24 protein-coding genes are annotated in these 24405 nt (G+C 60.8%); 15 read left to right on the top strand and 9 right to left on the bottom strand.

The window, feature by feature from the left end; genetic code table 11:
- Window positions 1–100: 100 nt before the first annotated feature.
- The 13 genes from LOY36_RS25025 (at window position 101) to LOY36_RS24965 (ending at window position 12679) form a co-directional block, all read left to right on the top strand.
- On the top strand, window positions 101–1372 hold the full coding sequence (locus LOY36_RS25025) for a glutamate-5-semialdehyde dehydrogenase (RefSeq protein WP_258671248.1): 1272 nt from the start codon (window positions 101–103) through the stop codon (window positions 1370–1372).
- A gap of 1 nt (window position 1373) precedes the next feature.
- A complete protein-coding gene (gene nadD, locus LOY36_RS25020; RefSeq protein WP_018925751.1) occupies window positions 1374–2063 on the top strand; it encodes a nicotinate-nucleotide adenylyltransferase in 690 nt (229 codons plus the stop codon).
- Window positions 2064–2135: 72 nt separating this feature from the next.
- Window positions 2136–2630, top strand: a complete 495-nt coding sequence (rsfS, locus tag LOY36_RS25015; RefSeq protein ID WP_019581345.1) for a ribosome silencing factor — start codon at window positions 2136–2138, stop codon at window positions 2628–2630.
- A 9-nt stretch (window positions 2631–2639) separates the two neighbouring features.
- The gene (gene rlmH, locus LOY36_RS25010) at window positions 2640–3107 is read left to right on the top strand and encodes a 23S rRNA (pseudouridine(1915)-N(3))-methyltransferase RlmH (RefSeq protein ID WP_258671247.1); all 468 of its coding nucleotides are present in this window, start codon (window positions 2640–2642) and stop codon (window positions 3105–3107) included.
- A 10-nt stretch (window positions 3108–3117) separates the two neighbouring features.
- On the top strand, window positions 3118–5013 hold the full coding sequence (gene mrdA / locus LOY36_RS25005) for a penicillin-binding protein 2 (RefSeq protein WP_258671246.1): 1896 nt from the start codon (window positions 3118–3120) through the stop codon (window positions 5011–5013).
- 31 nt (window positions 5014–5044) lie between these two features.
- Window positions 5045–6148: a rod shape-determining protein RodA gene (rodA, locus tag LOY36_RS25000; RefSeq protein ID WP_019650887.1), complete on the top strand. Its 1104-nt coding sequence runs from the start codon at window positions 5045–5047 to the stop codon at window positions 6146–6148.
- A 17-nt stretch (window positions 6149–6165) separates the two neighbouring features.
- Complete coding sequence (gene mltB / locus LOY36_RS24995; protein ID WP_258671245.1) at window positions 6166–7176, top strand: lytic murein transglycosylase B; 1011 nt, start codon at window positions 6166–6168, stop codon at window positions 7174–7176.
- Entirely contained in the window at window positions 7176–8186 is a 1011-nt protein-coding gene (locus LOY36_RS24990) for a septal ring lytic transglycosylase RlpA family protein (RefSeq protein ID WP_026286382.1), read from the top strand. Before mltB ends, LOY36_RS24990 begins: the two co-directional genes overlap by 1 nt.
- 183 nt (window positions 8187–8369) lie before the next feature.
- Window positions 8370–9527, top strand: a complete 1158-nt coding sequence (locus tag LOY36_RS24985; RefSeq protein ID WP_018925757.1) for a D-alanyl-D-alanine carboxypeptidase family protein — start codon at window positions 8370–8372, stop codon at window positions 9525–9527.
- Between the two features lie 83 nt (window positions 9528–9610).
- Window positions 9611–9886, top strand: coding sequence for a DUF493 domain-containing protein (locus tag LOY36_RS24980; protein WP_258671244.1), 276 nt, complete (start codon window positions 9611–9613; stop codon window positions 9884–9886).
- Window positions 9886–10533, top strand: a complete 648-nt coding sequence (lipB, locus tag LOY36_RS24975) for a lipoyl(octanoyl) transferase LipB (protein WP_007937425.1) — start codon at window positions 9886–9888, stop codon at window positions 10531–10533. The genes LOY36_RS24980 and lipB overlap by 1 nt, the downstream gene beginning before the upstream one ends.
- 1 nt (window position 10534) lies before the next feature.
- Window positions 10535–11557, top strand: a complete 1023-nt coding sequence (lipA, locus tag LOY36_RS24970) for a lipoyl synthase (protein WP_007937422.1) — start codon at window positions 10535–10537, stop codon at window positions 11555–11557.
- 174 nt (window positions 11558–11731) lie between these two features.
- Window positions 11732–12679, top strand: coding sequence for an LD-carboxypeptidase (locus LOY36_RS24965; protein ID WP_018925758.1), 948 nt, complete (start codon window positions 11732–11734; stop codon window positions 12677–12679).
- A gap of 94 nt (window positions 12680–12773) precedes the next feature.
- Here LOY36_RS24965 and LOY36_RS24960 read toward each other — a convergent pair whose 3' ends face one another.
- The 5 genes from LOY36_RS24960 to leuS form a co-directional block, all read right to left on the bottom strand.
- The gene (locus LOY36_RS24960) at window positions 12774–14096 is read right to left on the bottom strand and encodes a lytic murein transglycosylase (protein ID WP_258671243.1); all 1323 of its coding nucleotides are present in this window, start codon (window positions 14094–14096) and stop codon (window positions 12774–12776) included.
- A 62-nt stretch (window positions 14097–14158) separates the two neighbouring features.
- Window positions 14159–14323, bottom strand: a complete 165-nt coding sequence (gene arfA / locus LOY36_RS24955) for an alternative ribosome rescue factor ArfA (protein WP_065908951.1) — start codon at window positions 14321–14323, stop codon at window positions 14159–14161.
- Between the two features lie 244 nt (window positions 14324–14567).
- Window positions 14568–15605 (bottom strand): DNA polymerase III subunit delta, encoded by a 1038-nt coding sequence (holA, locus tag LOY36_RS24950; RefSeq protein ID WP_007937416.1) that lies wholly within the window; start codon window positions 15603–15605, stop codon window positions 14568–14570.
- Between the two features lie 39 nt (window positions 15606–15644).
- Window positions 15645–16250: an LPS assembly lipoprotein LptE gene (gene lptE, locus LOY36_RS24945; RefSeq protein WP_019650892.1), complete on the bottom strand. Its 606-nt coding sequence runs from the start codon at window positions 16248–16250 to the stop codon at window positions 15645–15647.
- Between the two features lie 90 nt (window positions 16251–16340).
- Window positions 16341–18947, bottom strand: a complete 2607-nt coding sequence (gene leuS / locus LOY36_RS24940) for a leucine--tRNA ligase (protein ID WP_258671242.1) — start codon at window positions 18945–18947, stop codon at window positions 16341–16343.
- 280 nt (window positions 18948–19227) lie between these two features.
- On the opposite strand from leuS, the gene LOY36_RS24935 reads away from it, so the two are divergent.
- Both LOY36_RS24935 and LOY36_RS24930 read left to right on the top strand, forming a co-directional pair.
- Entirely contained in the window at window positions 19228–19548 is a 321-nt protein-coding gene (locus tag LOY36_RS24935) for a hypothetical protein (RefSeq protein WP_019650894.1), read from the top strand.
- Between the two features lie 106 nt (window positions 19549–19654).
- Window positions 19655–20434, top strand: coding sequence for a YdcF family protein (locus LOY36_RS24930; RefSeq protein ID WP_258671241.1), 780 nt, complete (start codon window positions 19655–19657; stop codon window positions 20432–20434).
- A 42-nt stretch (window positions 20435–20476) separates the two neighbouring features.
- On the opposite strand, the gene lnt is transcribed toward LOY36_RS24930, so the two are convergent.
- The 4 genes from lnt to LOY36_RS24910 are packed head-to-tail and all read right to left on the bottom strand — an operon-like array spanning window position 20477 to window position 24352.
- Window positions 20477–22000: an apolipoprotein N-acyltransferase gene (gene lnt, locus LOY36_RS24925; RefSeq protein ID WP_258671240.1), complete on the bottom strand. Its 1524-nt coding sequence runs from the start codon at window positions 21998–22000 to the stop codon at window positions 20477–20479.
- Between the two features lie 15 nt (window positions 22001–22015).
- Window positions 22016–22855, bottom strand: a complete 840-nt coding sequence (locus tag LOY36_RS24920; protein ID WP_007909641.1) for an HlyC/CorC family transporter — start codon at window positions 22853–22855, stop codon at window positions 22016–22018.
- A gap of 5 nt (window positions 22856–22860) precedes the next feature.
- A complete protein-coding gene (ybeY, locus tag LOY36_RS24915) occupies window positions 22861–23355 on the bottom strand; it encodes an rRNA maturation RNase YbeY (protein WP_007937400.1) in 495 nt (164 codons plus the stop codon).
- Window positions 23348–24352: a PhoH family protein gene (locus LOY36_RS24910; protein WP_019650896.1), complete on the bottom strand. Its 1005-nt coding sequence runs from the start codon at window positions 24350–24352 to the stop codon at window positions 23348–23350. Before LOY36_RS24910 ends, ybeY begins: the two co-directional genes overlap by 8 nt.
- Window positions 24353–24405 lie beyond the last annotated feature (53 nt).

The raw sequence follows: 24405 nt of genomic DNA, 5'->3' as shown, positions 1-24405 counted from the left end.
TTTGCCTTCCATTTCGACCATCCGCCCGTCACCGCTGTTAGTCCCGAGACGCGACAGCTATAATCTGCCGCTTTCCTCTTTACCAAGACCACAGCAGACCATGACTGAGTCCGTTCTTGACTACATGACCCGTTTGGGTCGCGCCGCCCGCGAAGCTTCCCGCGTGATCGGCCGTGCCAGCACCGCGCAGAAAAACCGCGCCTTGCAGGCGGCTGCCAATGCGCTGGACGCCTCCCGCACCGAGCTGACCGCAGCCAATGAACTGGATTTGGCCGCCGGCCGTGCCAATGGTCTTGAGCCGGCCCTGCTGGAACGCCTGGCGCTGACCCCGGCGCGCATCGACGGCATGATCGTCGGTTTGCGTCAGGTCGCGGCTCTGCCGGACCCGGTCGGCGCAATCCGTGACATGAGTTATCGGCCGTCGGGCATTCAGGTCGGCAAGATGCGCGTGCCGTTGGGCGTGATCGGGATCATCTACGAATCCCGGCCGAACGTGACCATCGATGCTGCCAGCCTGTGCCTGAAGTCCGGTAACGCGACCATCCTGCGTGGCGGCTCCGAAGCGATTCACTCCAACCGCGCCATTGCCGCCTGCATCCAGCGCGGCCTGGCCGAGGCCGATCTGCCGGCCGCGGTGGTGCAAGTGGTCGAAACCACCGACCGTGCCGCCGTCGGCGCGCTGATCACCATGCCCGAATACGTCGACGTCATCGTGCCCCGTGGCGGCCGTGGCCTGATCGAACGGGTCAGCCGCGATGCCCGCGTGCCCGTCATCAAGCACCTGGACGGCATCTGTCACGTCTACGTCAGTGCCCACGCCGATCTGCCGAAAGCCCGGCGCATCGCATTCAACGCCAAGACTTACCGTTACGGCATCTGCGGCGCGATGGAAACCCTGTTGGTCGATCAAGCCGTCGCCAAAGAGTTTCTGCCGGCGATGGCTGCCCAGTTCCGCGAAAAAGGCGTCGAACTGCGTGGTTGTGAGCGCACCCGGGCGATCATCGAGGCCGTCGCGGCCACCGAAGAAGACTGGACCACCGAATACCTGGCGCCGATCCTCTCGATTCGCGTGGTCGACGGGCTGGATCAGGCCATCGAGCACATCAACCAGTACGGCTCCCATCACACCGACTCGATCGTCAGCGAAAACCTGGCCGACACCCGGCGTTTCGTGGCTGAAGTCGATTCGTCCTCGGTGATGATCAACACCCCGACCTGCTTCGCCGATGGCTTCGAATACGGATTGGGTGCCGAGATTGGCATTTCTACTGATAAGCTGCACGCCCGCGGCCCGGTGGGCCTCGAAGGTCTGACCTGCGAGAAGTACATCGTGGTCGGTGATGGTCAGTTGCGCGGCCAGGAGTCGCTCTGACTTGGGCGACCTCGACCCGTCAGCCCCTGTGACCGCCAGCGAGCCCCGGCCTCGACGCATTGGCGTACTGGGCGGGACCTTCGACCCGGTGCACATCGGCCATTTGCGCGGTGCGCTGGAAGTCGCCGAATCGCTGGCGCTCGATGAGTTGCGTCTGACACCCAGTGCCAGGCCGCCCCATCGGGACAAGCCGCAGGTATCGGCGAAGGACCGTCTGGCGATGGTCAAGTGCGCGGTGGCCGGTGTGGCACCGTTGGTGGTGGATGCCCGCGAATTGCAGCGGGACAAGCCGTCCTACACCATCGACACCCTGGAACTGATGCGCGCCGAACTTGCCGCGTCAGACCAGGTTTTTCTACTTTTGGGCTGGGACGCATTTTGCGGCCTGCCCACTTGGCACCGCTGGGAAGAGTTGCTCCAGCATTGCCACATCCTGGTGCTGCAACGCCCGGATGCCGACAGCGAACCGCCGGATGCCTTGCGCAACCTGCTGGCAGCACGTTCGGTGAGCGACCCGCTGGCCCTCAAAGGGCCGAGCGGACAGATTGCATTCGTCTGGCAGACACCGCTCGCGGTATCCGCCACCCAGATCCGTCAACTGCTGGCCAGCGGTAAGTCGGTACGTTTCCTGGTGCCCGACGCGGTCCTGGCCTACATCGATGCGCACGGACTTTACCGTGCGTCGAACTGAAAAAGGGCGCGCTTCAAGGCACGTGAATGCGTGTATCGAAGCGCCCGAACATACGAGCAAAACGAGTTTTATATGACTGACAAAGACGTAAACAAAGTAAAGCGCAAGGGCACATTCAAGAGCGCACCGCTGCCAGTAGAAGCGCCAACTGGCGCACCACTGGCCGGCGAAGAGCTGGTCAAGGTTGCCGTAGCGGCCCTGGAAGACGTCAAGGCCCAGGACATTCAGGTGATCGACGTTCGTGAAAAGCAGAGCATCACTGACTACATGATCATCGCCACCGGTACGTCCAACCGCCAGATCGGCGCGATGCTGGACAAGGTCCGCGAAGCCGTCAAAGCCCAAGGCGTCAAGCCGCTGGGTGAAGAAGGCAAGGGCGACAGCGACTGGGTACTGCTGGATATGGACGACGTCATCGTGCACATGATGACTGCCTCGGCGCGCCAGTTCTATGACCTGGAACGCCTGTGGGCCGGTGCCGAGCAAAGCCGTTCTGCCAGCGCTGCACACCACAGCCCTGAGAACACCCATGAGCATTTCACCAAGCTCAACAAAGACCAGCAATAAGGGAACGCTGTGCGACTGCGACTGATCGCCGTCGGTTCACGCATGCCCAAGTGGGTGGAAGAAGGCTGGCATGAATATGCCAAGCGTCTTCCTTCCGAGCTGGCGCTGGAACTGGTGGAAATTCCGCTCAACACCCGCGGCAAGAACGCCGACGTGGCGCGCTTTATCCGTCAGGAAGGCGAAGCCATGCTGGCCAAGGTCGGGCCGAACGAGCGCGTTGTCACCCTCGAAGTCCACGGCAAGCCCTGGAGCACCGAGCAACTGGCGGCCGAACTCGATCGCTGGCGGCTGGACTCGCGCACGGTGAATTTCATGGTCGGCGGCCCCGAGGGGCTGGCGCCGGAAGTCTGTGCCCGGGCGGATCAACGTTGGTCGTTGTCGCCGTTGACGTTGCCGCACCCGCTGGTGCGGATTCTGATCGGCGAACAGCTGTATCGTGCCTGGACAGTGCTGTCCGGCCACCCTTACCACAAGTAGTTCTGCCCTCATGTCCCAGCCGATCCGCATCAAGGACCACGAAAAAGACGCCCGTCTGGTGCGTGGCCGCGTCGTGTTCGGGGCTATTGCGGTAGTGACGCTGATCGGCGTGCTGATCGCGCGGCTGTATTTCCTGCAGGTGATCCAGTACGAGTACCACTCGACCCTGTCGGAAAACAACCGCGTCCATGTGCAGCCGATTCCGCCGACTCGCGGGCTGATCTACGACCGCAATGGCGTGGTGGTGGCCGACAACCGGCCCAGCTTCAGCCTGAGCATGACCCGCGAACGCTCCGGCGACTGGCAGCAAGTGCTCGACGTAATCGTCGAAGTGCTGGAGCTGACGCCCGAGGACCGGGTGATCTTCGAGAAGCGTATGCGTCAGGGGCGTCGGCCGTTCGAGCCGGTGCCGATCCTGTTCGAGCTGACCGAAGAGCAGATCGCCCGCATCGCGGTGAACCAGTTCCGTCTGCCGGGCGTGGAAGTGGTCGCGCAACTGGTTCGTCACTATCCACAGGGCGCGCACTTTGCGCACTCGGTGGGTTACATGGGGCGGATCAACGAGAAAGAGCTCAAGACTCTGGACCCGGTGAGTTACAGCGGCACCCATCAAATTGGCAAAACCGGCATCGAGCGCTTCTACGAGCCCGAATTGCACGGTCAGGTCGGTTACGAAGAAGTCGAGACCAACGCCCGTGGCCGCGTGCTGCGGGTACTCAAACGTACCGAACCGATTTCCGGCAAGGACATCGTCCTGAGCCTGGACATCAAATTGCAGGAAGCCGCCGAAGCTGCACTCGGCGGTCGCCGTGGCGCGGTCGTGGCGCTGGATCCGGCGACCGGCGAAGTGCTGGCGATGGTCAGCCAGCCGAGTTTCGACCCGAACCTGTTCGTCACCGGCATCAGTTTCAAGGCCTACTCCGAGCTGCGTGACTCCATCGACCGGCCACTGTTCAACCGCGTGCTGCGCGGTCTGTACCCGCCTGGTTCGACCATCAAGCCAGCGGTGGCGATTGCCGGCCTGGATGCGGGCGTGGTCACGGCGTCGACCCGGGTGTTCGACCCGGGCTACTACATGCTGCCCAACTACGATCACAAGTACCGCAACTGGAACCGTACCGGTGACGGCTTCGTCGATCTCGACACGGCGATCATGCGCTCCAACGACACCTACTTCTATGACCTGGCGCACAAGCTGGGGATTGATCGGTTGTCGTCCTACCTGAGCAAATTCGGCATTGGCCAGAAGGTCTCCCTGGACATGTTCGAAGAGTCGCCGGGGCTGATGCCGACACGGGAATGGAAGCGCGTGACCCGTCGTCAGGCCTGGTTCCCGGGCGAGACGCTGATTCTGGGGATCGGGCAGGGCTACATGCAGTCCACTCCGTTGCAACTGGCGCAGGCCACGGCACTGGTGGCCAACAAGGGTGTCTGGAATCGTCCGCACCTGGCCAAGACCATCGAGGGCGAGAAGCCGAAGGATGAAAATCCGATGCCGGACATTATCCTGCGCGACCCGTCGGACTGGACCAAGGTCAATCACGGTATGCAGCAGGTAATGCACGGTGCCCGGGGTACGGCGCGCAAGGCATCGATCGGCGCGCAATACCGGATCGCCGGCAAAAGTGGTACGGCCCAGGTGGTCGCGATCAAGCAGGGCGAGAAGTACGACCGCTCCAAGGTGCAGGAGCGCCACCGCGACCACGCCTTGTTCGTCGGCTTCGCGCCGGCCGACAACCCGAAAATCGTGGTGTCGGTGATGGTCGAGAACGGCGAGTCCGGCTCCGGCGTCGCCGCGCCGGTGGTGCGCCAAGTGATGGACGCCTGGCTCCTCGACCAGGACGGCCGACTGAAAGCCGAATACGCCAGCCCTATCAGTGCGGAGGCTACGGCCCGTGAAGAATAATTTCGATCGCATGCTCTCAAGCGAGGATGTGATGCGTCGCCGTGCGACGCTGTTGCAACGCCTGCACATCGACGGCCCGCTGCTGATCCTGCTGCTGACCCTCGCCGCCGGCAGCCTGTTCGTGCTGTATTCGGCCAGCGGCAAGAGCTGGGATCTGTTGGCCAAGCAAGCCACTTCCTTCGGTATCGGCCTGATATCGATGATCGTCATCGCCCAATTCGAACCGCGCTTCATGGCCCGCTGGGTGCCGCTCGGCTATGTGGTCGGCGTGATCTTGCTGGTGGTGGTGGACGTCATGGGCCACAACGCCATGGGGGCCACCCGCTGGATCAATATCCCCGGGGTGATCCGCTTCCAGCCCTCGGAATTCATGAAGATCCTGATGCCGGCGACCATCGCCTGGTACCTGGCCAAGCGTTCCTTGCCGCCACAGCTCAAGCACGTGGGGATCAGTCTGGTGCTGATCGGTGTCCCGTTCATTCTGATCGTGCGTCAGCCCGATCTCGGTACTTCGTTGCTGATCCTCGCCGGTGGCGCATTCGTGCTGTTCATGGGCGGCCTGCGCTGGCGCTGGATCCTCAGCGTGATCGCCGCCGCCGTGCCGGTGGCCGTGGCGATGTGGTTCTTCATCATGCACGACTATCAAAAGCAGCGAATCCTGACCTTCCTCGACCCCGAAAGCGATCCGCTGGGCACGGGCTGGAACATCATTCAGTCGAAAGCGGCCATCGGTTCCGGTGGCGTGTTCGGCAAGGGCTGGTTGCTCGGTACCCAGTCGCACCTGGACTTCCTGCCAGAAAGCCACACCGACTTCATTATTGCGGTCCTTGGCGAAGAGTTCGGCCTGGTCGGTATCTGCGCGCTGTTGCTGATTTACCTGCTGTTGATCGGTCGCGGGCTGGTGATTACCGCCCAGGCCCAGACATTGTTTGGCAAATTGCTTGCGGGCAGCCTGACCATGACGTTTTTTGTTTACGTTTTCGTCAACATCGGTATGGTCAGTGGCCTGTTGCCGGTGGTGGGGGTGCCGTTGCCGTTCATTAGCTACGGAGGAACTTCGCTGGTGACGCTACTGTCAGCGTTTGGGGTTTTGATGTCGATCCATACCCATCGCAAGTGGATCGCGCAGGTTTGAATAAGGTGAAGATTTCAATGCAAGTAATGCGTGGCTGGGCGACTCGATACGCACCGTGGGTCGGCCTGGTGAGCATCCTTGGTTCCGTGCAGGAAGCATTGGCCGGCGATTACGAAGGTTCACCCCAGGTGGCCGAGTTCGTTGGTGAAATGACCCGTGACTACGGCTTTGCCGGTGAACAGCTGATGGGCGTGTTCCGCGAAGCCGAGCGCAAGCAGACGATTCTGGACGCGATCTCCAAACCCGCCGAACGTGTCAAGCAGTGGAAAGAATATCGCCCGATGTTCATCACCGACGCGCGCATCGCCCGTGGCGTGGACTTCTGGCGTCAGCACGAGGCGGTGCTGGCTCGCGCCGAGCAGGAATACGGTGTGCCGGCGCAGGTGATCGTCTCGATCATCGGTGTTGAGACCTTTTTTGGTCGCAATACCGGTAATTATCGGGTGATCGACGCCTTGTCGACCCTGGGTTTCGACTATCCTCCCCGTGCTGATTTCTTCCGCAAGGAATTGCGTGAGTTCCTGCTGCTGGCCCGAGAAGAACAGGTCGACCCGTTGACCCTCAAAGGCTCCTACGCCGGGGCCATGGGCTTGCCGCAATTCATGCCGAGCAGTTTTCGCGCCTATGCGGTGGATTTCGACGGTGACGGCCACATTAATATCTGGACCAACCCGGACGATGCCATCGGCAGCGTCGCCAGTTATTTCAAGCAACACGGCTGGGTCGCCGGCGAACCTGTGGTCAGCCGCGCCGATGTGCGCGGCGATCAGGTGGACGACGGGCTGACCGATGGCATCGAACCGACGAAAACCGTCGGGGAGTTGCGGGCGCTGGGCTGGTCGAGTCATGATGCGCTGCGCGATGATATGCCGGTCACGGCTTTCCGCCTGGAAGGTGACAATGGCCCCGAATACTGGATGGGCCTGACGAATTTTTACGCGATCACGCGTTATAACCGCAGCGTGATGTACGCCATGGCCGTACATCAACTGTCTGAACAGCTGGTCCAAGCACGGGGCGTCAAGTAATGCGGGCATTGCCTATGAATAAACCCCTGAAGCTCATGGCATTCGCCGCGTTGGCGGTGCTGGTCGCCAGTTGTTCGACCAGCCGCTCGCCGACTCAGAAGTCTTCCACCGCCGTTCGTTCGGCCCCCGGCCTGGATATCAACCGGGCGCACAAGGATGGCGCACCCTGGTGGGATGTCGACGTATCGCGCATCCCGGATGCCACGCCGACCCTGCACAGCGGTCCTTATAAAGCCAACCCGTACACCGTGCTGGGCAAGACCTACTTCCCGCTGCAGGAATCCAAGACCTACGTCGCGTCGGGCACGGCGTCCTGGTACGGCACCAAGTTCCACGGCCAGAACACCGCCAACGGCGAGGTGTATGACCTGTATGGCATGAGCGCCGCCCACAAGACCTTGCCACTGCCAAGTTACGTTCGGGTGACCAACCTGGACAACAACAAGACGGTGATTCTGCGGGTCAATGACCGTGGGCCGTTCTATTCAGACCGGATCATCGACTTGTCCTACGCGGCCGCCAAGAAGCTTGGCTACGCTGAAATCGGCACGGCGCGGGTCAAGGTCGAAGGCATCGATCCGCAAGAATGGTGGGCGCAGAAAGGTCGTCCGGCACCGTTGATGCTCAACGAGCCGCAAGTGGCGCAAAATGCCGCGCCGACCGTGACGGCTTCCACTGGCACCGTCGAGCAATGGACGCCACCGCCGCAGCAACACGCCGCGGCCGTTGTGCCTGTGCAGATCGATGCAAAAAAAAACGCTTCTGTACCAGCCTCTGGCCAGTATCTGCAGGTGGGCGCGTTCGCCAACCCGGACGCTGCAGAACTCCTGAGATCGAAGCTCAGCGGGATGGTGAGCGCTCCGGTGTTCATCAGCTCGATCGTGCGTAACCAGCAGACACTGCATCGGGTGCGCATGGGGCCGATCGGCTCTGCGGGTGAAATCCAGCAGGTGCAGAACAGCGTGCGGCTGGCCAATCTCGGTTCACCGAGCCTGGTCAGCGCCGAGTAACACGTAGTACTTGATTGACGGTTCGCTTGCGGTTTTGGGGGGCGAACCGGGTTGTTGGCTCGTTGAAGAACAAAAGCCCGGCAAGGGTTACAGAGTGAGCAACTGAACACGTGACAGCTTTTTGAAAAGTTGTCTGATTAGTTTTGCCTTAGGGCAGTTTCCATTAGCGATTTCGAGAGACGGATGAACATCACCACCTTTGCCAAACGCCTGTGCCTGCTAGTCCCGCTGCTCCTCTCACCCGCGGCTTTCGCGGTCGAGATGATGCCGTCGCCACCGCAATTGGCCGCCAAAGCCTACGTACTCATGGACGCCAGCAGCGGCAACGTGCTGGTAGAGAACAACGGTGACCAGCGTCTGCCGCCGGCCAGCCTGACCAAGCTGATGACCGCGTACATCGCGACCCTGGAAATCCGTCGTGGCCAGATCGGCGAAAACGATCCGGTGACCGTCAGCGAGAACGCTTGGCGTACCGGTGGTTCGCGGATGTTCATCAAGGTCGGCTCGCAAGTTACCGTCAGCGACCTGCTGCACGGCATCATCATTCAGTCGGGCAACGACGCCAGTGTTGCGCTCTCCGAGCACATCGCCGGCAGCGAAGACGCATTCGCCGACCTAATGAACAAAACCGTTGCTGATCTGGGCATGACCAACACCCACTTCATGAACCCGACCGGTCTGCCGAACCCTGAGCACTACTCGTCTGCTCACGACATGGCCGTGCTGGCTCGCGCGATCATCCACGAAGACCCGGCTCACTACGCGATCTACTCGCAGAAAGAGTTCTTCTGGAACGGCATCAAGCAGCCTAACCGCAACCTGCTGCTGTGGCGCGACAAGACTGTCGACGGTCTGAAAACCGGTCACACCGACGAAGCCGGCTACTGCATGGTGTCTTCGGCCGTACGTGATGGCATGCGCCTGATCGCCGTGGTGTTCGGCACCAACAGCGAAGTGGCTCGTGCTGCCGAAACCCAGAAGCTGCTGACTTACGGTTTCCGCTTCTTCGAAACCCAGACCTTCTATCAGAAAGGCGCCGAGCTGGCTCAGGCACCTGTCTGGAAAGGCACCACCAATCAAGTCAAGGCCGGCCTGGCTGAAGACCTGACCATGACCTTGCCCAAAGGCCAGCTGAAGAAGCTTGCTGCCAGCATGACCATGAACCCGCAACTGGTTGCGCCAATCGCCAAGGGCGACGTGATCGGTAAAGTCGAAGTGAAACTGGACGACAAAGTGGTGCACAGCGCCGACCTGATCGCTCTGGACGCGGTCGACGAGGGTGGTATCTTCCGCCGCATGTGGGATAGCATCCGTCTATTCTTCTACGGCTTGTTCAACTGATAGTGTGCACCTGCATGGCCCCGCGCTGATCCGGCGTGGGGCCTTGCTGTCGCCACGGCTTACGCTTACGAGGCCGTTACGCCATGACCGATACCGAAGTAAAGGCGCCTAAGATCGAATTCCCCAACATTGATTACCCGGTTAAGGTGATCAGCGATACGGGTGTAGGCAACAAAGACAAGATCATCGAGATCGTCAAGAAACACGCGACGATCAACCATGACCGCGTTGATGAGCGCCAAAGCACCAACGGCAAGTACACCACGATTCAGTTGCACATCGTCGCCACCGACCAGGACCAGCTGTACAACATCAACAGCGAACTGCGGGCTACCGGCTTCGTGCACATGGTGCTGTGATGCCTGGCACGCTGGGCTTTCGCGAACTCGGCCAGATGGCTTACGAGCCGGTCTGGCATGCCATGCAACGCTTCACCAACGAACGCGGCAGCGATGCCGCCGACGAGATCTGGCTGGTCGAGCACCCTCCGGTGTTCACCCAGGGCCAGGCCGGCAAGGCTGAGCACCTGTTGCTGCCGGGCGATATTCCGGTGGTGCAGGTCGATCGCGGTGGTCAGGTGACCTACCACGGTCCAGGCCAATTGGTAGCCTACCTGTTGCTGGATGTGCGCAAGCTGGGGTTCGGCGTGCGTGACCTGGTCAGCCGCATGGAGCAGTGCCTGATCGAGTTGCTGGCCAGTTACGGCGTGACCGCATCCGCCAAGCCGGATGCACCGGGTGTCTATGTCGATGGCGCGAAAATCGCGTCCTTGGGTCTGCGGATCCGCCACGGTTGTTCCTTTCATGGCCTAGCCCTGAACGTGGATATGAACCTGGAACCGTTTCGACGGATTAATCCCTGCGGCTATGCCGGGCTGGCGATGACCCAGCTGCGCGATCACGCAGGACCGATTGAATTTGCCGAGGTAAGTGCCCGGCTGCGCGCGCAGCTCGTCAAACACCTCGACTATGCTGAGCAGACGACCCTAACGGGCGGAATCGATTGATATGACTACTGATGCAGTGCAAACCATGATCCCGACGCTCGATGTCACCGAGCGTCCGGCCCCGCGTGCCAAGGTTGAAGCCGGCGTCAAGCTGCGCGGCGCCGAGAAGGTTGCACGCATCCCGGTGAAGATCATCCCGACCACCGAACTACCGAAGAAACCCGACTGGATTCGCGTGCGCATCCCGGTTTCCCCGGAGGTCGATCGCATCAAGGCCCTGCTGCGCAAGCACAAGCTGCACAGCGTTTGTGAAGAAGCATCCTGCCCTAACCTGGGCGAGTGCTTCTCCGGCGGCACCGCGACCTTCATGATCATGGGCGACATCTGCACCCGTCGTTGCCCGTTCTGCGACGTCGGCCACGGCCGTCCAAAGCCTCTGGACGTGAACGAGCCGGAAAGCCTGGCAATCGCCATCGCCGACCTGAAACTGAAATACGTGGTCATCACCTCGGTAGACCGCGACGACCTGCGTGACGGCGGTGCCCAGCACTTTGCCGACTGCATCCGCGAAATCCGCAAACTGTCGCCGAACGTACAGCTCGAAACCCTGGTTCCGGACTACCGTGGCCGTATGGACATCGCGCTGGAAATCACCGCCGCCGAGCCGCCGGATGTGTTCAACCACAACCTGGAAACCGTGCCGCGCCTGTACAAGGCTGCGCGTCCGGGGTCGGATTACCAGTGGTCGCTGACCCTGCTGCAACGCTTCAAGCAGATGATGCCGCACATTCCGACCAAGTCCGGCCTGATGCTGGGTCTGGGCGAAACCGACGAAGAAGTCATCGAAGTCATGAAACGCATGCGCGAACACGACATCGACATGCTGACCCTGGGCCAGTACCTGCAACCGTCCCGCAGCCACTTGCCGGTCCAGCGCTTCGTGCACCCGGACACCTTCGCCTGGTTTGCCGAGGAAGGTTACAAGATGGGCTTCAAGAACGTCGCTTCCGGCCCGCTGGTACGCTCCTCGTACCACGCCGACGAGCAGGCGAAGCTGGTCAAGGCCGAATTGATGTCGTCCTGATTCCGCGCTGAAAAAAGAGCACGCCCGCAAGGTTAGTCCTTGCGGGCGTTTTCATTGGCGGTGCCCACATCCTCTTCAGGCTTTTCCTGCAAGCCGTGGTGCGACTGACCCTCTTTTGTTTATTCCCGTTCCTGACTACTGTGTGCTGAAGCATTCACACAGGGAGAATCATGGATGACTGCTCGACCGACCCACACCCTTTGTCCTCACGTCCCTGTTCCGGCCTTGCCGCCTGCAGGGCTGATCGGCGTCATTGCGCCTGCCGGCCCCGCTGCCCTGGACACCGATAAAGCGATTGCCTGGATGCGCGCTCGCGGCTATTCGCTGCGAGTGTTCCCCGGCGTTTACGAGAAAGACGGCTACCTGGCCGGCAGCGACGATGTGCGGCTCAATGACTTGCACGCGGCATTTACCGACAGCGAGGTCGACGCCATCATCTGTTTGCGTGGCGGTTACGGTACGCCGCGTTTGCTCGATCGCATCGATTTCGAGTTACTGCGCAACAATGCCAAACCGTTCATCGGCTATAGCGATATTACTGCACTGCACCTGGCAATCAGCCGTTATGCGGGTTTCGTGACGTTTCACGGCCCGATGCTCAATGCTGACCTGCTGGGTGACAAGCAGAAACCCACCGAGTCCTCGTTTTTCAACATGTTGCGCGGGCAAGTGACGGCGGACAGCGTGCTGGCGCACCCGGTGGCCTATCCGTTGACGACCGTCTCGCCAGGCATCGCTCACGGGCGTTTGCTGGGGGGCAATCTGTCGATGATCGCCGCGACCATGGGCACGCCTTACGAGATCGACGCCGAGGGTGCCATCCTGTTCATCGAAGACATCAACGAGCCGCTTTATCGCATTGATCGGCTGCTGACCCATTTGCGTCTGGCCGGCACGCTGCACAAGTTGCGCGGGGTTCTGGTGGGGGATGTGGCGGGTGTGGACACAATCGCGCTGGAGGGCTTGCTCAAGCAGACCTTCGCGTCGTTGCGCATACCTGTGTTGGCCGGATGGCGTAGCGGGCATTGCGACCCGAACCTGACGTTACCGATGGGGGCGCTGGTCAGGCTGGATGCGGGGAGCAAGACGTTGGTGTTGGAGCAGGATGTGGTGATCAAGTAACAACACATCGCAAAAAAAGATCGCAGCCTTCGGCAGTTCCTGCAGGTGTACACAAAACCCTGTAGGAGCTGTCGAAGGCTGCGATCTTTTGCTTTTAGCGGTTACGCAAACCTTCGAGCAACTTGTGCGTAGGGTACCCATCCGCCGGCCAGCCAAACGACTGCTGCGCGCTGCGGATTGCTTTACGGGTATTGGCGCCGATGATGCCGTCGGGGGTGCCGGCGTCATAGTTCCGGGCGCTCAGCAGGGTTTGCAGCTCGATTCGCTCGGTACGGCTCAGCGGCAAGTCATCTTTTGGCCATAGACCGTTGATCAGGCCACCGCCATTGAAACGCTCAGACAACAGGCTCACGCCCAAGGCGTAGGACGAAGAGTTGTTGTACTTGAGGATTGCGCGGAAGTTATCGAAGATCAGGAATGCCGGGCCGCGATAGCCTGCCGGCAGGAGCAGGGCGGCCGACAGGTGTTCGGAACCGGCCGGAACCTGGACACCATTGGGCAGGGTGATCCCCAGTTGCTGCCACTCGGCGACGCTTTTGCGAATCGCGCCATCGGCCAGGACGTAATTGAAGCTGCTCGGCAGTTGGACTTCGAAGCCCCACGGCTGGCCTTTCTGCCAGCCAGAGCTTTGCAGGTAATGCGCAGTCGAGGCCAGTGCATCAGCGGCGCTGTTCCAGATGTCACGCCGGCCATCGCCGTCGAAGTCTACGGCGTGGGTGTTGTAGGTGGTCGGGATGAACTGGGTCTGGCCCATGGCGCCTGCCCAGGAGCCGAGCATTTTCTCCGGTTCAATATCGCCCTGTTGCAGGATTTGCAGGGCAGCGATCAGCTGCGCATGAGCAAAGCCTGGGCGTCGACCTTCATAGGCCAGGGTTGCCAGGGAGTTGATCACTGACTTGTTGCCCTGGAACTGACCGAAGTTACTCTCCATGCCCCACACCGCGACCAGTGCCTGACGGTCGACGCCATAGCGCTGTTCGATGCTTTGCAGGATATCGGCGTACTGGCTGACCAGTGCCTGACCTTTGCGCACCCGCAGCGGCGACAGCGCGCCATCGAGGTATTCCCACACCGGACGAGTAAACTCCGGCTGGCTGCGGTCGGCACGGATCACGCTGGCGTCCAGGCTGACATTGGCAAAGGCACGGTCGAACAGGTCGGCGCGAATGCCGGCGGCGAGGGCGTCTTTGCGAAAACCCGCCTGCCATTCGGCAAAGGTCTGGGTGGGTTGGATGTCGAGATTCTCACCGGTCGGAACCACCGGCGGAATGACCGCAGGGGCCGTGGCAACGGCTTGGGTCTGAAGCGGCTGGGCGTCGGCGGCGGTGGGTTTTTCCGCGCAGGCGACAAGCAGAACGAGGCTGGAGGCAGCTATCAATTGGCGAAGGTGCCAACGACGGGAAAGACAAAGGGGCATGCACAGGTCCAGAGGATACGAATCAGGTGCAGACCTTAACATGTTGAGCGATGGCTTGCCTTTCAGGCTGCCAGAAAGTAAGAAGCCTCCCAGCTATTAGACTGGAAGGCTTCGCGGCGGTAGCTGCCTTTGCCCTTGCCGGCTCGTTCCTGACGGCTGCGGAACAGTGGCTGGGCGATGATGGATTTGGCCTTGTTGGGGCCATGCCTGGATGGCTTTTTACTCATGATGATTTCTCGCAAGTGAGTGGATTTTGCGGGACAAATCATCGGCCGAAGTTGGGGTTCTGTCTAGTCCCGCATTGCGTAGGACCTTTCGCCGATCGCCCTGTAGCAGCTGGCGAAGCCTGCGTTCGGCTGCGCAGCAGTCGTAAACCCTGAGTCCGGAATCATCCTGACACACTGCGTCGTCTGACTTGGCGACTGCTTCGCAGCCGAACGCAGGCTTCGCCAGCTGCTACAGAGAGCGTGCTTACTCGGCAGGCAACGACAATCTCTGCCCGGCCATCAACAAGGTCAACCGGCTCAAACTCATCCACGGTGAACCCGCCGCCTGGCCTTTGATCTGCGCGTCGATGCGCTGTGCTTCGAGCAGCAACTGCGCCCAGCGTTGCGCCGAGTAGCGTTGCAGTGCCTTGCTCATCAGCGGTTTGCGCTTGTCCCAGACCGGCGGTCGGGCCTGGCTGAAGGCTTTGTCCAGCGGCACGCCCTGGCTGTATTGCAGCGACAGGTTGGCCAGCAGGCGCAGTTCACGGGCCAGCGCCCAGAGAATCACCGGCGGTTCGACGCCTTCGCCGCGCAGCCCTTCGAGCATGCGCAGGGCATGAGCGGCTTCGCCGTTGAGGATCGCGTCGGTCAGGCCGAAGACATCGAAGCGCGCACTGTCGGCCACCGCCGCTTGCACGGTTTCGACGGTGATCTGGCCACCTTCGGCCATCAGCTTGAGCTTTTCGATTTCCTGGGCGGCAGCCAGCAAGTTGCCTTCGACCCGAGCAGCGATCAGTTCGACGGCGTCCTGGCTGGCGGAAAGCCCGGCCTGGGACAGTCGTTGACGAATCCAGCTGGGCAACTGGTTGGTGTCCACGGGCCAGATCTGCACGAACTGGGTCTGCGGACCTTCGACCAGCGCCTTGCCCCACTTGGTTTTCTGCGCACTGCCATCAAGCTTGGGCAGGCTGATCAGCAGCAGCGTGTCTTCGGCCGGGCGCGAGCAGTATTCGATGAGCGCGGCGGCGCCTTTGTCACCAGGTTTGCCGGAGGGCAGGCGCAGTTCCAGAAGACGTTTTTCTGCAAACAGCGACATGCTTGCACCAGCCTGCAGCAGCGTACCCCAGTCGAAACTGGCGTCGGCGGCGAAGACCTGGCGTTCATCGAAACCTTGTTGGCGAGCAGCGGCGCGAATGGCGTCGGCGGCTTCCTGGCACAGCAGTGGGTCATCGCCACTGATGATGTAGACCGGCGCAAGAGCGCCTTGCAGGTGTTTGCCGAGTTGGGCGGGGGCGAGTTTCATAAGAAGAGGCGAACGGGGCGCCTGAGCGCCCCGTAAGTCTTACTGCTGCGGCAGTTCGACAGGCGACTGACGCGGAGTCTCCGCTTCAGCCTTCTGTGCCGCTTCCAGCGCGGCGGCTTCAGCCTTGGCCCGGGCGTCGGCGGTCTGTTGCAGCTGTTCCAACTGAGTCGGAGTCAGCTGTTGCAGACGCAGCATCATGCGTTGAATCAGTTCACGACGAATCTCGCGGCGGGCATCGTTGGCTTCCTGGTCGGAACCTACCAGGTTGTTGCCGTCGTGGATGAACACCTTCTGCACTTCAAGCTTGTCACTCAGCAGAGGCAGGTCACCCTGACCACGGATGTCGTAATTGAGCACGCTGTTCACCTGGTACTCGCCAGTACGGCCGGCACCGGCATAGCTGAGGATGCGTTGATTTTCCTGCTCATCGGTCAGCACCAGTTTGTAAGGTGCGCCGCTGTAGACCCTGACGCCGCTGCTTTCCAGCATCTGGCGCATTTGCGTCACGGTTTCGCCATAGGCGTTACGGGCGCTCAGATCGAGTTCCTTGATCGCCAGTTCGGTGGTGCCGGTGCCACGCAGGTGGAAACCGCAGGCGCTCAGCAGGACTGCAAGGCCCATCACCAGCAAATTGCGTTTGATCATCTTGTTGCTCCCCTTGAAACCATGTGGGCCGGTCAACCGGCCCGAAAGGTTTTACTCGGCGCCAGGCTCACCTGGCGCCCGATCCAATTTTTAGCTGGCGACGATATTGACCAGTTTCCCGGGCACTACGATCACTTTGCGAATAGTCAGGCCATCGACGAAGCGCAGGACGTTTTCGTTGGCCCGTGCGGCGGCTTCAACTTCTTCGCGGCTGGCGCTGGCTGGCATTTCGATGTGGCCGCGCAGCTTGCCATTCACTTGAATGACCAGTTGCAGGCTGTCCTGTACCAGGGCGCTTTCGTCCAGCACCGGCCAACCGGCGTCGATCACCGGGTCAGCGTGGCCCAGGCGATGCCACAGCTCGTGGCTGATGTGCGGGGTGATCGGGGCCAGTAGCAGAGTCACGGTTTCCAGACCTTCGTGAATCAGCGCGCGATCCTGCTCGGTGCCTTGCGGGGCTTTTTCCAGCACGTTCATCAGCGTCATCACCTGGGCGATGGCGGTGTTGAATTTGTGGTTCTGGCCGACGTCGTGGCTGGCCTGCTTGATGGCCTGGTGGATCGAACGGCGAATGGCTTTCTGCTCGTCGTTCAGGCTGGCGACATCCAGTTTGCCCGGCAGGCCCTGAGTGACGTGCGCTTGAGCCAGGCGCCAGACGCGCTTGAGGAAGCGGTGCGAACCTTCTACTCCGGAGTCGGACCATTCCGCGCTCATGTCAGGTGGCGAGGCGAACATCATGAACAGGCGGCAGGTGTCTGCGCCGAACTGGTCAATCATCGACTGTGGGTCGACGCCGTTGTTCTTCGACTTGGCCATCTTCTCGGTGCCGCCGATTTCCACCGGCAGACCGTCGGCGATCAGCTTGGCGCTAATGACCTTGGCCTTGCTGTCGCGTTCGAGTTCGACGTCCGCCGGGTTGAACCAGGTGTAGGCACCATTGGCTTCGCGACGGTAGTAAGTCTCGGCGATGACCATGCCCTGGGTCAGCAGGTTCTTGAACGGCTCGTTGGAGCTCACCAGGCCTTCATCGCGCATCAGCTTGTGGAAGAAGCGCGCATAGAGCAGGTGAAGAATCGCGTGTTCGATACCGCCGATGTACTGATCCACCGGCAACCAGTGGTCGGCCGCCGATTTTTCTACCAGGCCACCTTCAAAGTGCGGCGAGGCGTAACGAGCGTAGTACCACGAGGACTCGACGAAGGTGTCCATGGTGTCGGTTTCACGCTTGGCCGGTGCGCCGCATTTCGGGCAAGCGCATTCGTAGAACTCGGGCATGCGCGCCAGCGGCGAACCAGCGCCGTCCGGTACCACGTCTTCCGGCAGCACCACGGGCAGTTGATCTTCCGGGACCGGCACATCACCGCAAGTATCGCAGTGGATGATCGGGATCGGGCAGCCCCAGTAGCGTTGACGGCTGATGCCCCAGTCGCGCAGACGGAACTGGGTGCGCGAGGCGCCGAGGTTTTTCTTGATCAGTGCGACTTCGATGGCGTCGAAAGCGCCTGCGAAGTCGAGGCCGTCGAACTCACCGGAGTTGATCAGCGTGCCGTACTCGCCGTAAGCGTCCTGCCACGGGGCCGGGTTGGTGTCACCGGAGCTGGTGCGTACCACGGATTTGATCGGCAGGTTGTACTTGGTGGCGAACTCGAAATCACGCTCGTCGTGCGCCGGAACCGCCATGACCGCGCCATCGCCGTAGTGCATCAGCACGTAGTTGGCGACCCATACCGGGAGTTTCTCACCGGTCAGCGGGTGCTCGACGAACAGCGAGGTCGGCAGGCCTTTTTTCTCTTGAGTGGCGACGTCGGCTTCAGCAACGCTGCCGCCCTTGCATTCAGCGATGAACGCTTGCAGTTCAGGATTGTTCTGCGCCGCCAGGGCAGCCAGAGGGTGTTCGGCGGCCACGGCAACGTAGGTTGCGCCCATCAGGGTATCCGGACGGGTGGTGAAGACTTTCAACGCGCCGGCTTCACCGATGGAAGCGACGTCGTACGGGAACTGCACTTCCATGCCGCGGGATTTGCCGATCCAGTTGCGCTGCATGGTCTTGACCTGTTCAGGCCAGCCAGTCAGTTCGTCGAGGCTCTCCAGCAGCTCATCCGCGTAAGCGGTGATCTTGAAGTAGTACATCGGGATTTCGCGCTTTTCAATCAGCGCGCCGGAACGCCAGCCGCGACCGTCGATCACTTGCTCGTTGGCCAGAACGGTCTGGTCGACCGGGTCCCAGTTCACGGTGCCGCTTTTTTTGTAGATCACGCCTTTTTCGAACAGGCGAGTGAACAGCCATTGTTCCCAGCGGTAGTAATCAGGCTTGCAGGTGGTCACTTCGCGCGACCAGTCCACCGCCAGGCCCAGGCTGCGCAGCTGGCTTTTCATGTAGGCGATGTTTTCGTAGGTCCACTTGGCGGGCGCTACGTTGTTCTTCATCGCGGCGTTTTCCGCCGGCATGCCGAAGGCGTCCCAACCCATGGGTTGCAGGACGTTCTTGCCTTGCATGCGCTGGTAGCGGGAGATCACGTCGCCGATGGTGTAGTTGCGCACGTGCCCCATGTGTAGCTTGCCGCTGGGGTAAGGGAACATCGACAGGCAGTAGAAAGTCTCCTTGCCTGGCTGTTCACTGACTTCAAAGGACTTTTGCTCGTCCCAGAACGACTGGGCGGCGGCTTCGATTTCACGGGGCTGATATTGTTCGTGCATGGCTACTTTTGAACTGAATAGGGGTGGCCTAATCCTCTTCAATGCAACGCTGGACGGTGATGACGCCAAATCGGCGTTTCGCTGCCCAGCCGAGCTGGAAGTGGAGTTACAGGAAGCGCCGTAGCATACATGACGGCACTCTACCGAGGGAAACCCTGATTACACGCAAGGGCGCGGCCAATTCCCGCCCCAAGGGCCGTTGGTCGCGGCGCTCAGCCGGTTTTTTCAGCGAAGCTAAGCTCTAAAAGGGGAGTGAGTCTTATCTTCAATGAGGTGATGGATGGTTGATTCACAGCAAAAAGCTACAAAACCGGAGTTGTACGAAAGACTGATCGACCGTCTCGCAATGGCCTTGGACGCGGCCAAAACCGCTGGACGGCTTCGCGACGAGCGTCCCCTGGAGCTGGAACTGCGTGGTTTGACCCCCGCAGAGTTTGAACTGGTCAAGGCCTATCTGGACCGCAGTGAACGTGAAACGCACGGATGCTTGTCAGCAGCAATGAAGCAACTCGAGGCACCACGTACGGCCAAGATCCTCTGGCTCAAGGATAAGACACCCGGCGGAGGCGCGGTAAAGGTCCGGTCTCTGCAGTTCAAGTAAGGACACTTGAAACCATCGCATATGGTTTTTTGAAATAAAGTCCTTCCGCATTTGTTGTCGCATTGCGTTAACCCACTTAGGCTTCGGGCATCTATGGAGATGCCCGATGCCTTTTCGTTATTTCATTAAACAACTTCTATTGCCGCCCGGCGTTCTTTTGCTGTTGCTGGTACTCGCCTGGTGGTGGCGCCGCTCAAGGCCGAGGCTGGCGGGGGCGTGCTTCGTTATGGGTGTGGGCGGCTTCTGGTTGATGAGCCTGCCAGTCATGGTGGAGTGGACTGCCAGGGTTCTGGAGCGCGAGCCGCCGCTCGTACGCGAGGAATGGGCCACCCTGGGCCAGCGCGCCGACGCGATCGTGGTGCTGGGTTCCGGGCGTGAGCGTGGCGACCTGGCCTGGGGCGTCGACCAGCCCACCGGCGTAGGTCTTGGGCGCGAGCGTTATGCCGCACGTCTGGCCAAGGCTTCCGGCTTGCCGATTCTGACCAGTGGCGGCCTGCATTACGGGACACCGCCGACTGAAGCGCAGCTGATGGCAGATTCGTTGCTCGATGATTTTGGCGTGACCGTACGCTGGCAGGAAGGGCGCAGCCGCACAACCTGGGAAAACGCGCAGTTCAGCGCCCAGGTATTGTTGCCGCAGGGGATCAAACGGGTGGTGGTCGTGACTCAGGCGTGGCATATGCCGCGGGCGGTCTGGAGCTTTGAGCAGGCCGGATTTGAGGTGGTGCCGGCGCCGGTGGGGTTTTTAGGCGTGGACAATGCGCGGCCGCTGGGTGGCTGGATGCCGGAATTCAAATCGATCTGGCAATCGGGGCAGTTGATGAATGAGCTCGTGGGGCAGATCGGGTATTGGATGTTCTATCGAGGCGAGCCTGTTGAGGAGTGATCATTCCCACGCCAGTGCATGGGAATGATCACCAGGCCTGAGTTAAACGGTCTTCGCCATCCGGTTGGCCATCAACGCCCAGCCAAACAACAGCACGCAAATGATGATCAACGGCCACGAACGCCATTGCAGATACGGCGTCAGGTTATGCATTGGCACCACTTCGCCGTACAGAATACCGCGTTCGAACTGCGGGATCCGGGCAGTGATCTGACCAAACGGGTTGATCAGGCCGGTCACACCGTTATTGGTGGCGCGGATCATCCAGCGGCCGGCCTCAAGGGCGCGCATCTGCGCCATCTGCAAGTGTTGCAATGGGCCGATCGAGGTGCCGAACCAGGTGTCGTTGCTGATGGTCAGCAGCAAATCGCTGCGGGCAGCGAGGCCGGCGGCGAATTCCGGGTAGACCACTTCGTAGCAGATGTACGGCGCAATCTGATAGCCCTTGGCCTGTAGCAGCGGTTGATCGGCCGGTCCACGGGCAAAGTCGGACATCGGCAGGTCGAAGAACGCGATCAGGCCGCGCAAGACTTCCTGCAACGGAACGTATTCGCCGAATGGCACCAGTTTCTGCTTCAGGTACGTGCCATCACCTTCACCGACCACGGTAATGCCGTTGAAGTAACGTTTCTCGTGACGGACTTCCTGGCGAATCGGCACGCCGGTAATCAGCGCGGATTTACGCTCTGCTGCGAAGCTGCCCATCATGTTCAGGTAGCCCTCGGCGGACTCCTTGAGCACCGGGACCGCCGTTTCCGGCCAGATCAGCAGGTCGACGGGTTTGGAGCTGAAGCTCATGTCGCGGTACAGCGCCAGCTGCGCGTTGATCTGCGACGGGTCCCATTTCATGCTTTGTTCGATGTTGCCCTGAATCGCCGCGACGCTCAGCGGCGCACCCGAAGGGCTGGTCCAGGCGTGTTCCTTGAGCGCCATGCCGATCACCCAAGGGCCGGCCAGCAGTAATACGCCAGCGACAATAAAGCCCTTGCGAGCGGTGCGAATCAGGCGCGGTGCGTTGTAGATCAGCGCAGCGGTCAGGGCCAGCGCGAAGGAAATCAGCCACATCCCGCCGACCGGCGCGAGCCCGGCCAATGGGCCGTCGAGCTGGCTGTAACCGGAATAGAGCCATGGGAAACCGGTGAGGAACCAGCCGCGAAAGGCTTCCTGGCCCACCCACAACGCTGCAAACGCCAGGGCATCGGCCAGCGGTGCTTCGTTACGGCGCAGCCAGCGCGCCCAAATCCAGGCGGGCAGGGCGAAGAACCAGGCAATCGCTGCGGTGAAGAGCAGCATCAAGAACCCGGCCAGCAGTACAGATGCGCCGCCGAAGTTGTGAATGCTGTAGTAGATCCAGCTGGTTCCGCCGGCAAACAGGCCGAAACCGAAACACCAGCCACGGCCCAAGGCCTGACGGGGGCTCAGTTCGCGCAAACCGGCGTAAAAGAAACCGACCGCCAGCAATGCCAGCGGCCAGATATCGAATGGCGCCAAGGCCAGGGTGGTGAGTGCACCGGCCGCCACGGCCAGCAGGTTACCGGGCCAGCCGGGGCGGGTCATCCAGCGCATTTCTTTCCTTAATTTTTACCGGGCGATTGGTGTCAAGCGCAGCAAATGAATCCGACGGCTGTCGGCGTTCAGGATGCGGAAGCGATAGGCGCCGATTTCGGTGATTTCGTTGCGTTTTGGCAAGTGCCCGAACGCGCTCATCACCAGACCGCCGACGGTGTCGAATTCGTCGTCGGAGAATTCACTGTCGAAGAACTCATTGAAGTTCTCGATCGGCGTCAGGGCCTTGATCAGGAAGTCACCGCTGGGCAGCGGCTTGATGTAGCTGTCTTCTTCGACGTCATGCTCGTCTTCGATGTCGCCGACGATCTGTTCGAGCACGTCTTCGATGGTCACCAGACCGGCCACGCCGCCGTATTCGTCAATGACGATGGCCATGTGGTTATGGTTGGCGCGGAATTCGCGCAGCAGCACATTCAGGCGCTTGGACTCGGGCACGAAGGTGGCCGGGCGCAGCAGGTCCTTGATGTTGAAGCTGTCGCCGTTCTCCTTGAGGATCAACGGCAGCAAGTCCTTGGCCAGCAACACGCCCATCACGTCATCATGGCTTTCGCCGATCACCGGGTAGCGGGAGTGGGCCGAATCGACCACGGCAGGCAGGAACTCGCGAGGTGTCTGGGTCGCCTTGATGCTGATCATCTGCGAGCGCGGGACCATGATGTCCCGTACTTGCAGGTCTGCAACCTGGATGGCGCCTTCGACGATGGCCAGCGCTTCGCTGTCCAGCAACTTGTTTTGGTGTGCATCGCGCAGCAGCTCCAGCAGCTCCTGGCGGTTTTTCGGCTCGTGGGCAAAAGCCTGGGTGAGCTTACCCAGCCAAGACTTCTGCCCGTTGCTCGATCGATCTTCGCTCATAGCGATTACTCTGAATCCTTTGTTGTAACGATAGGGGATGTGTCTGTTTCGTCGTCCGCGTAAGGGTCCGGATGACCCAGTTCTGCTAGCAACGTTCGTTCCAGTGCTTCCATTTCTTCGGCTTCGTCGTCATCTATATGGTCGTAACCAAGCAGATGCAAGCAGCCGTGAATGACCAGATGCGCCCAATGGGCGTTGAGTGCCTTGCCTTGTTCGGCGGCTTCGCGCTCGACCACGGCCACGCAGATCACCAGATCTCCCAGTAACGGGATATCCAGCAACTCGTCCGGCACGTCGGCCGGGAATGACAGCACGTTGGTGGCGTAATCCTTCTGCCGCCAGGTGTGATTGAGTTCGCGGCCTTCTTCTTCGTCGACCAGACGAATGGTCAGCTCGGAGTCGGCGGTGCGCTGGCGCAGGGCCAGTTCGCACCATTGACGAAACTCGGCTTCACTCGGGGCAGGTGCGTCGCTCGCCAGTTGCAGATCAAGCTCAAGCATCGCGTGGGGTGTCCTTTGGCGCGGCATCGGCAGCGCGATTTTCGAAGCGCTCGTACGCCTCGACAATGCGTTGCACCAGCGGATGGCGCACCACGTCCTTGGGCTGGAAGTGGGTGAAGCTGATGCCCGGAACGTCCTTGAGCACTTCGATCACATGATGCAACCCGGACTTGGTGCCGCGTGGCAGGTCGACCTGGGTGATGTCACCGGTGATGACCGCCGTAGAGCCAAAGCCGATCCGGGTCAGGAACATCTTCATCTGTTCGACGGTGGTGTTCTGGCTTTCGTCGAGGATGATGAAGCTATTGTTCAGCGTGCGGCCGCGCATGTAGGCCAGTGGCGCGACTTCAATGACCTGACGCTCGATTAGCTTGGCGACATATTCGAAGCCGAGCATTTCGTAGAGCGCGTCGTAGAGCGGGCGCAGGTACGGGTCGATTTTTTGCGACAGGTCGCCGGGCAGGAAGCCGAGTTTTTCACCCGCTTCAACCGCCGGACGCACCAACAGAATGCGACGAATCTGCTCGCGTTCCAGTGCGTCTACCGCACAGGCAACAGCCAGATAGGTCTTGCCGGTACCGGCAGGGCCGATGCCGAAATTGATGTCGTTACCGAGGATTTCCTTCACGTAGCGCAGTTGATTCAAGCCGCGAGGGCGAATCATGCCTTTTTTGGTGCGCAAGGCGACGGACGGTTCGGCGGGGGAGTGGTTGTCCAGTTCCTCGACGGCCGATTCCTGCAGGAACAGGTGAACCATGTCCGGCGACAGCTCGGTACCCTTGGTTTCCCGGTACAAGCGACGCAGGAGGTTTTCCGCGGAGGTGGTGTGCTTGGGCTCGCCGATCAGTTCGAACTGGTTTCCGCGGTTGCGGATCTCGATGGTCAGGCGCTGTTCGATCAAGCGCAGATGCTCGTCGAATTGCCCGCACAGATTGGCGAAGCGGCGAGCTTCAAAAGGCTCGAGGATGAAGCGATGTGGTTCTATGGGTGCGTTCAAGGTCGTATTTAGCCGCCCTGGGGCAATATTGATGAAATAAAGGATAACGCCAG

The sequence above is a fragment of the Pseudomonas sp. B21-019 genome, from assembly GCF_024749225.1.
Classification (GTDB): domain Bacteria; phylum Pseudomonadota; class Gammaproteobacteria; order Pseudomonadales; family Pseudomonadaceae; genus Aquipseudomonas.
The sequence above is the reverse complement of the archived record's forward strand: the minus strand, read 5'-3'. Positions and strand labels throughout refer to the sequence as shown.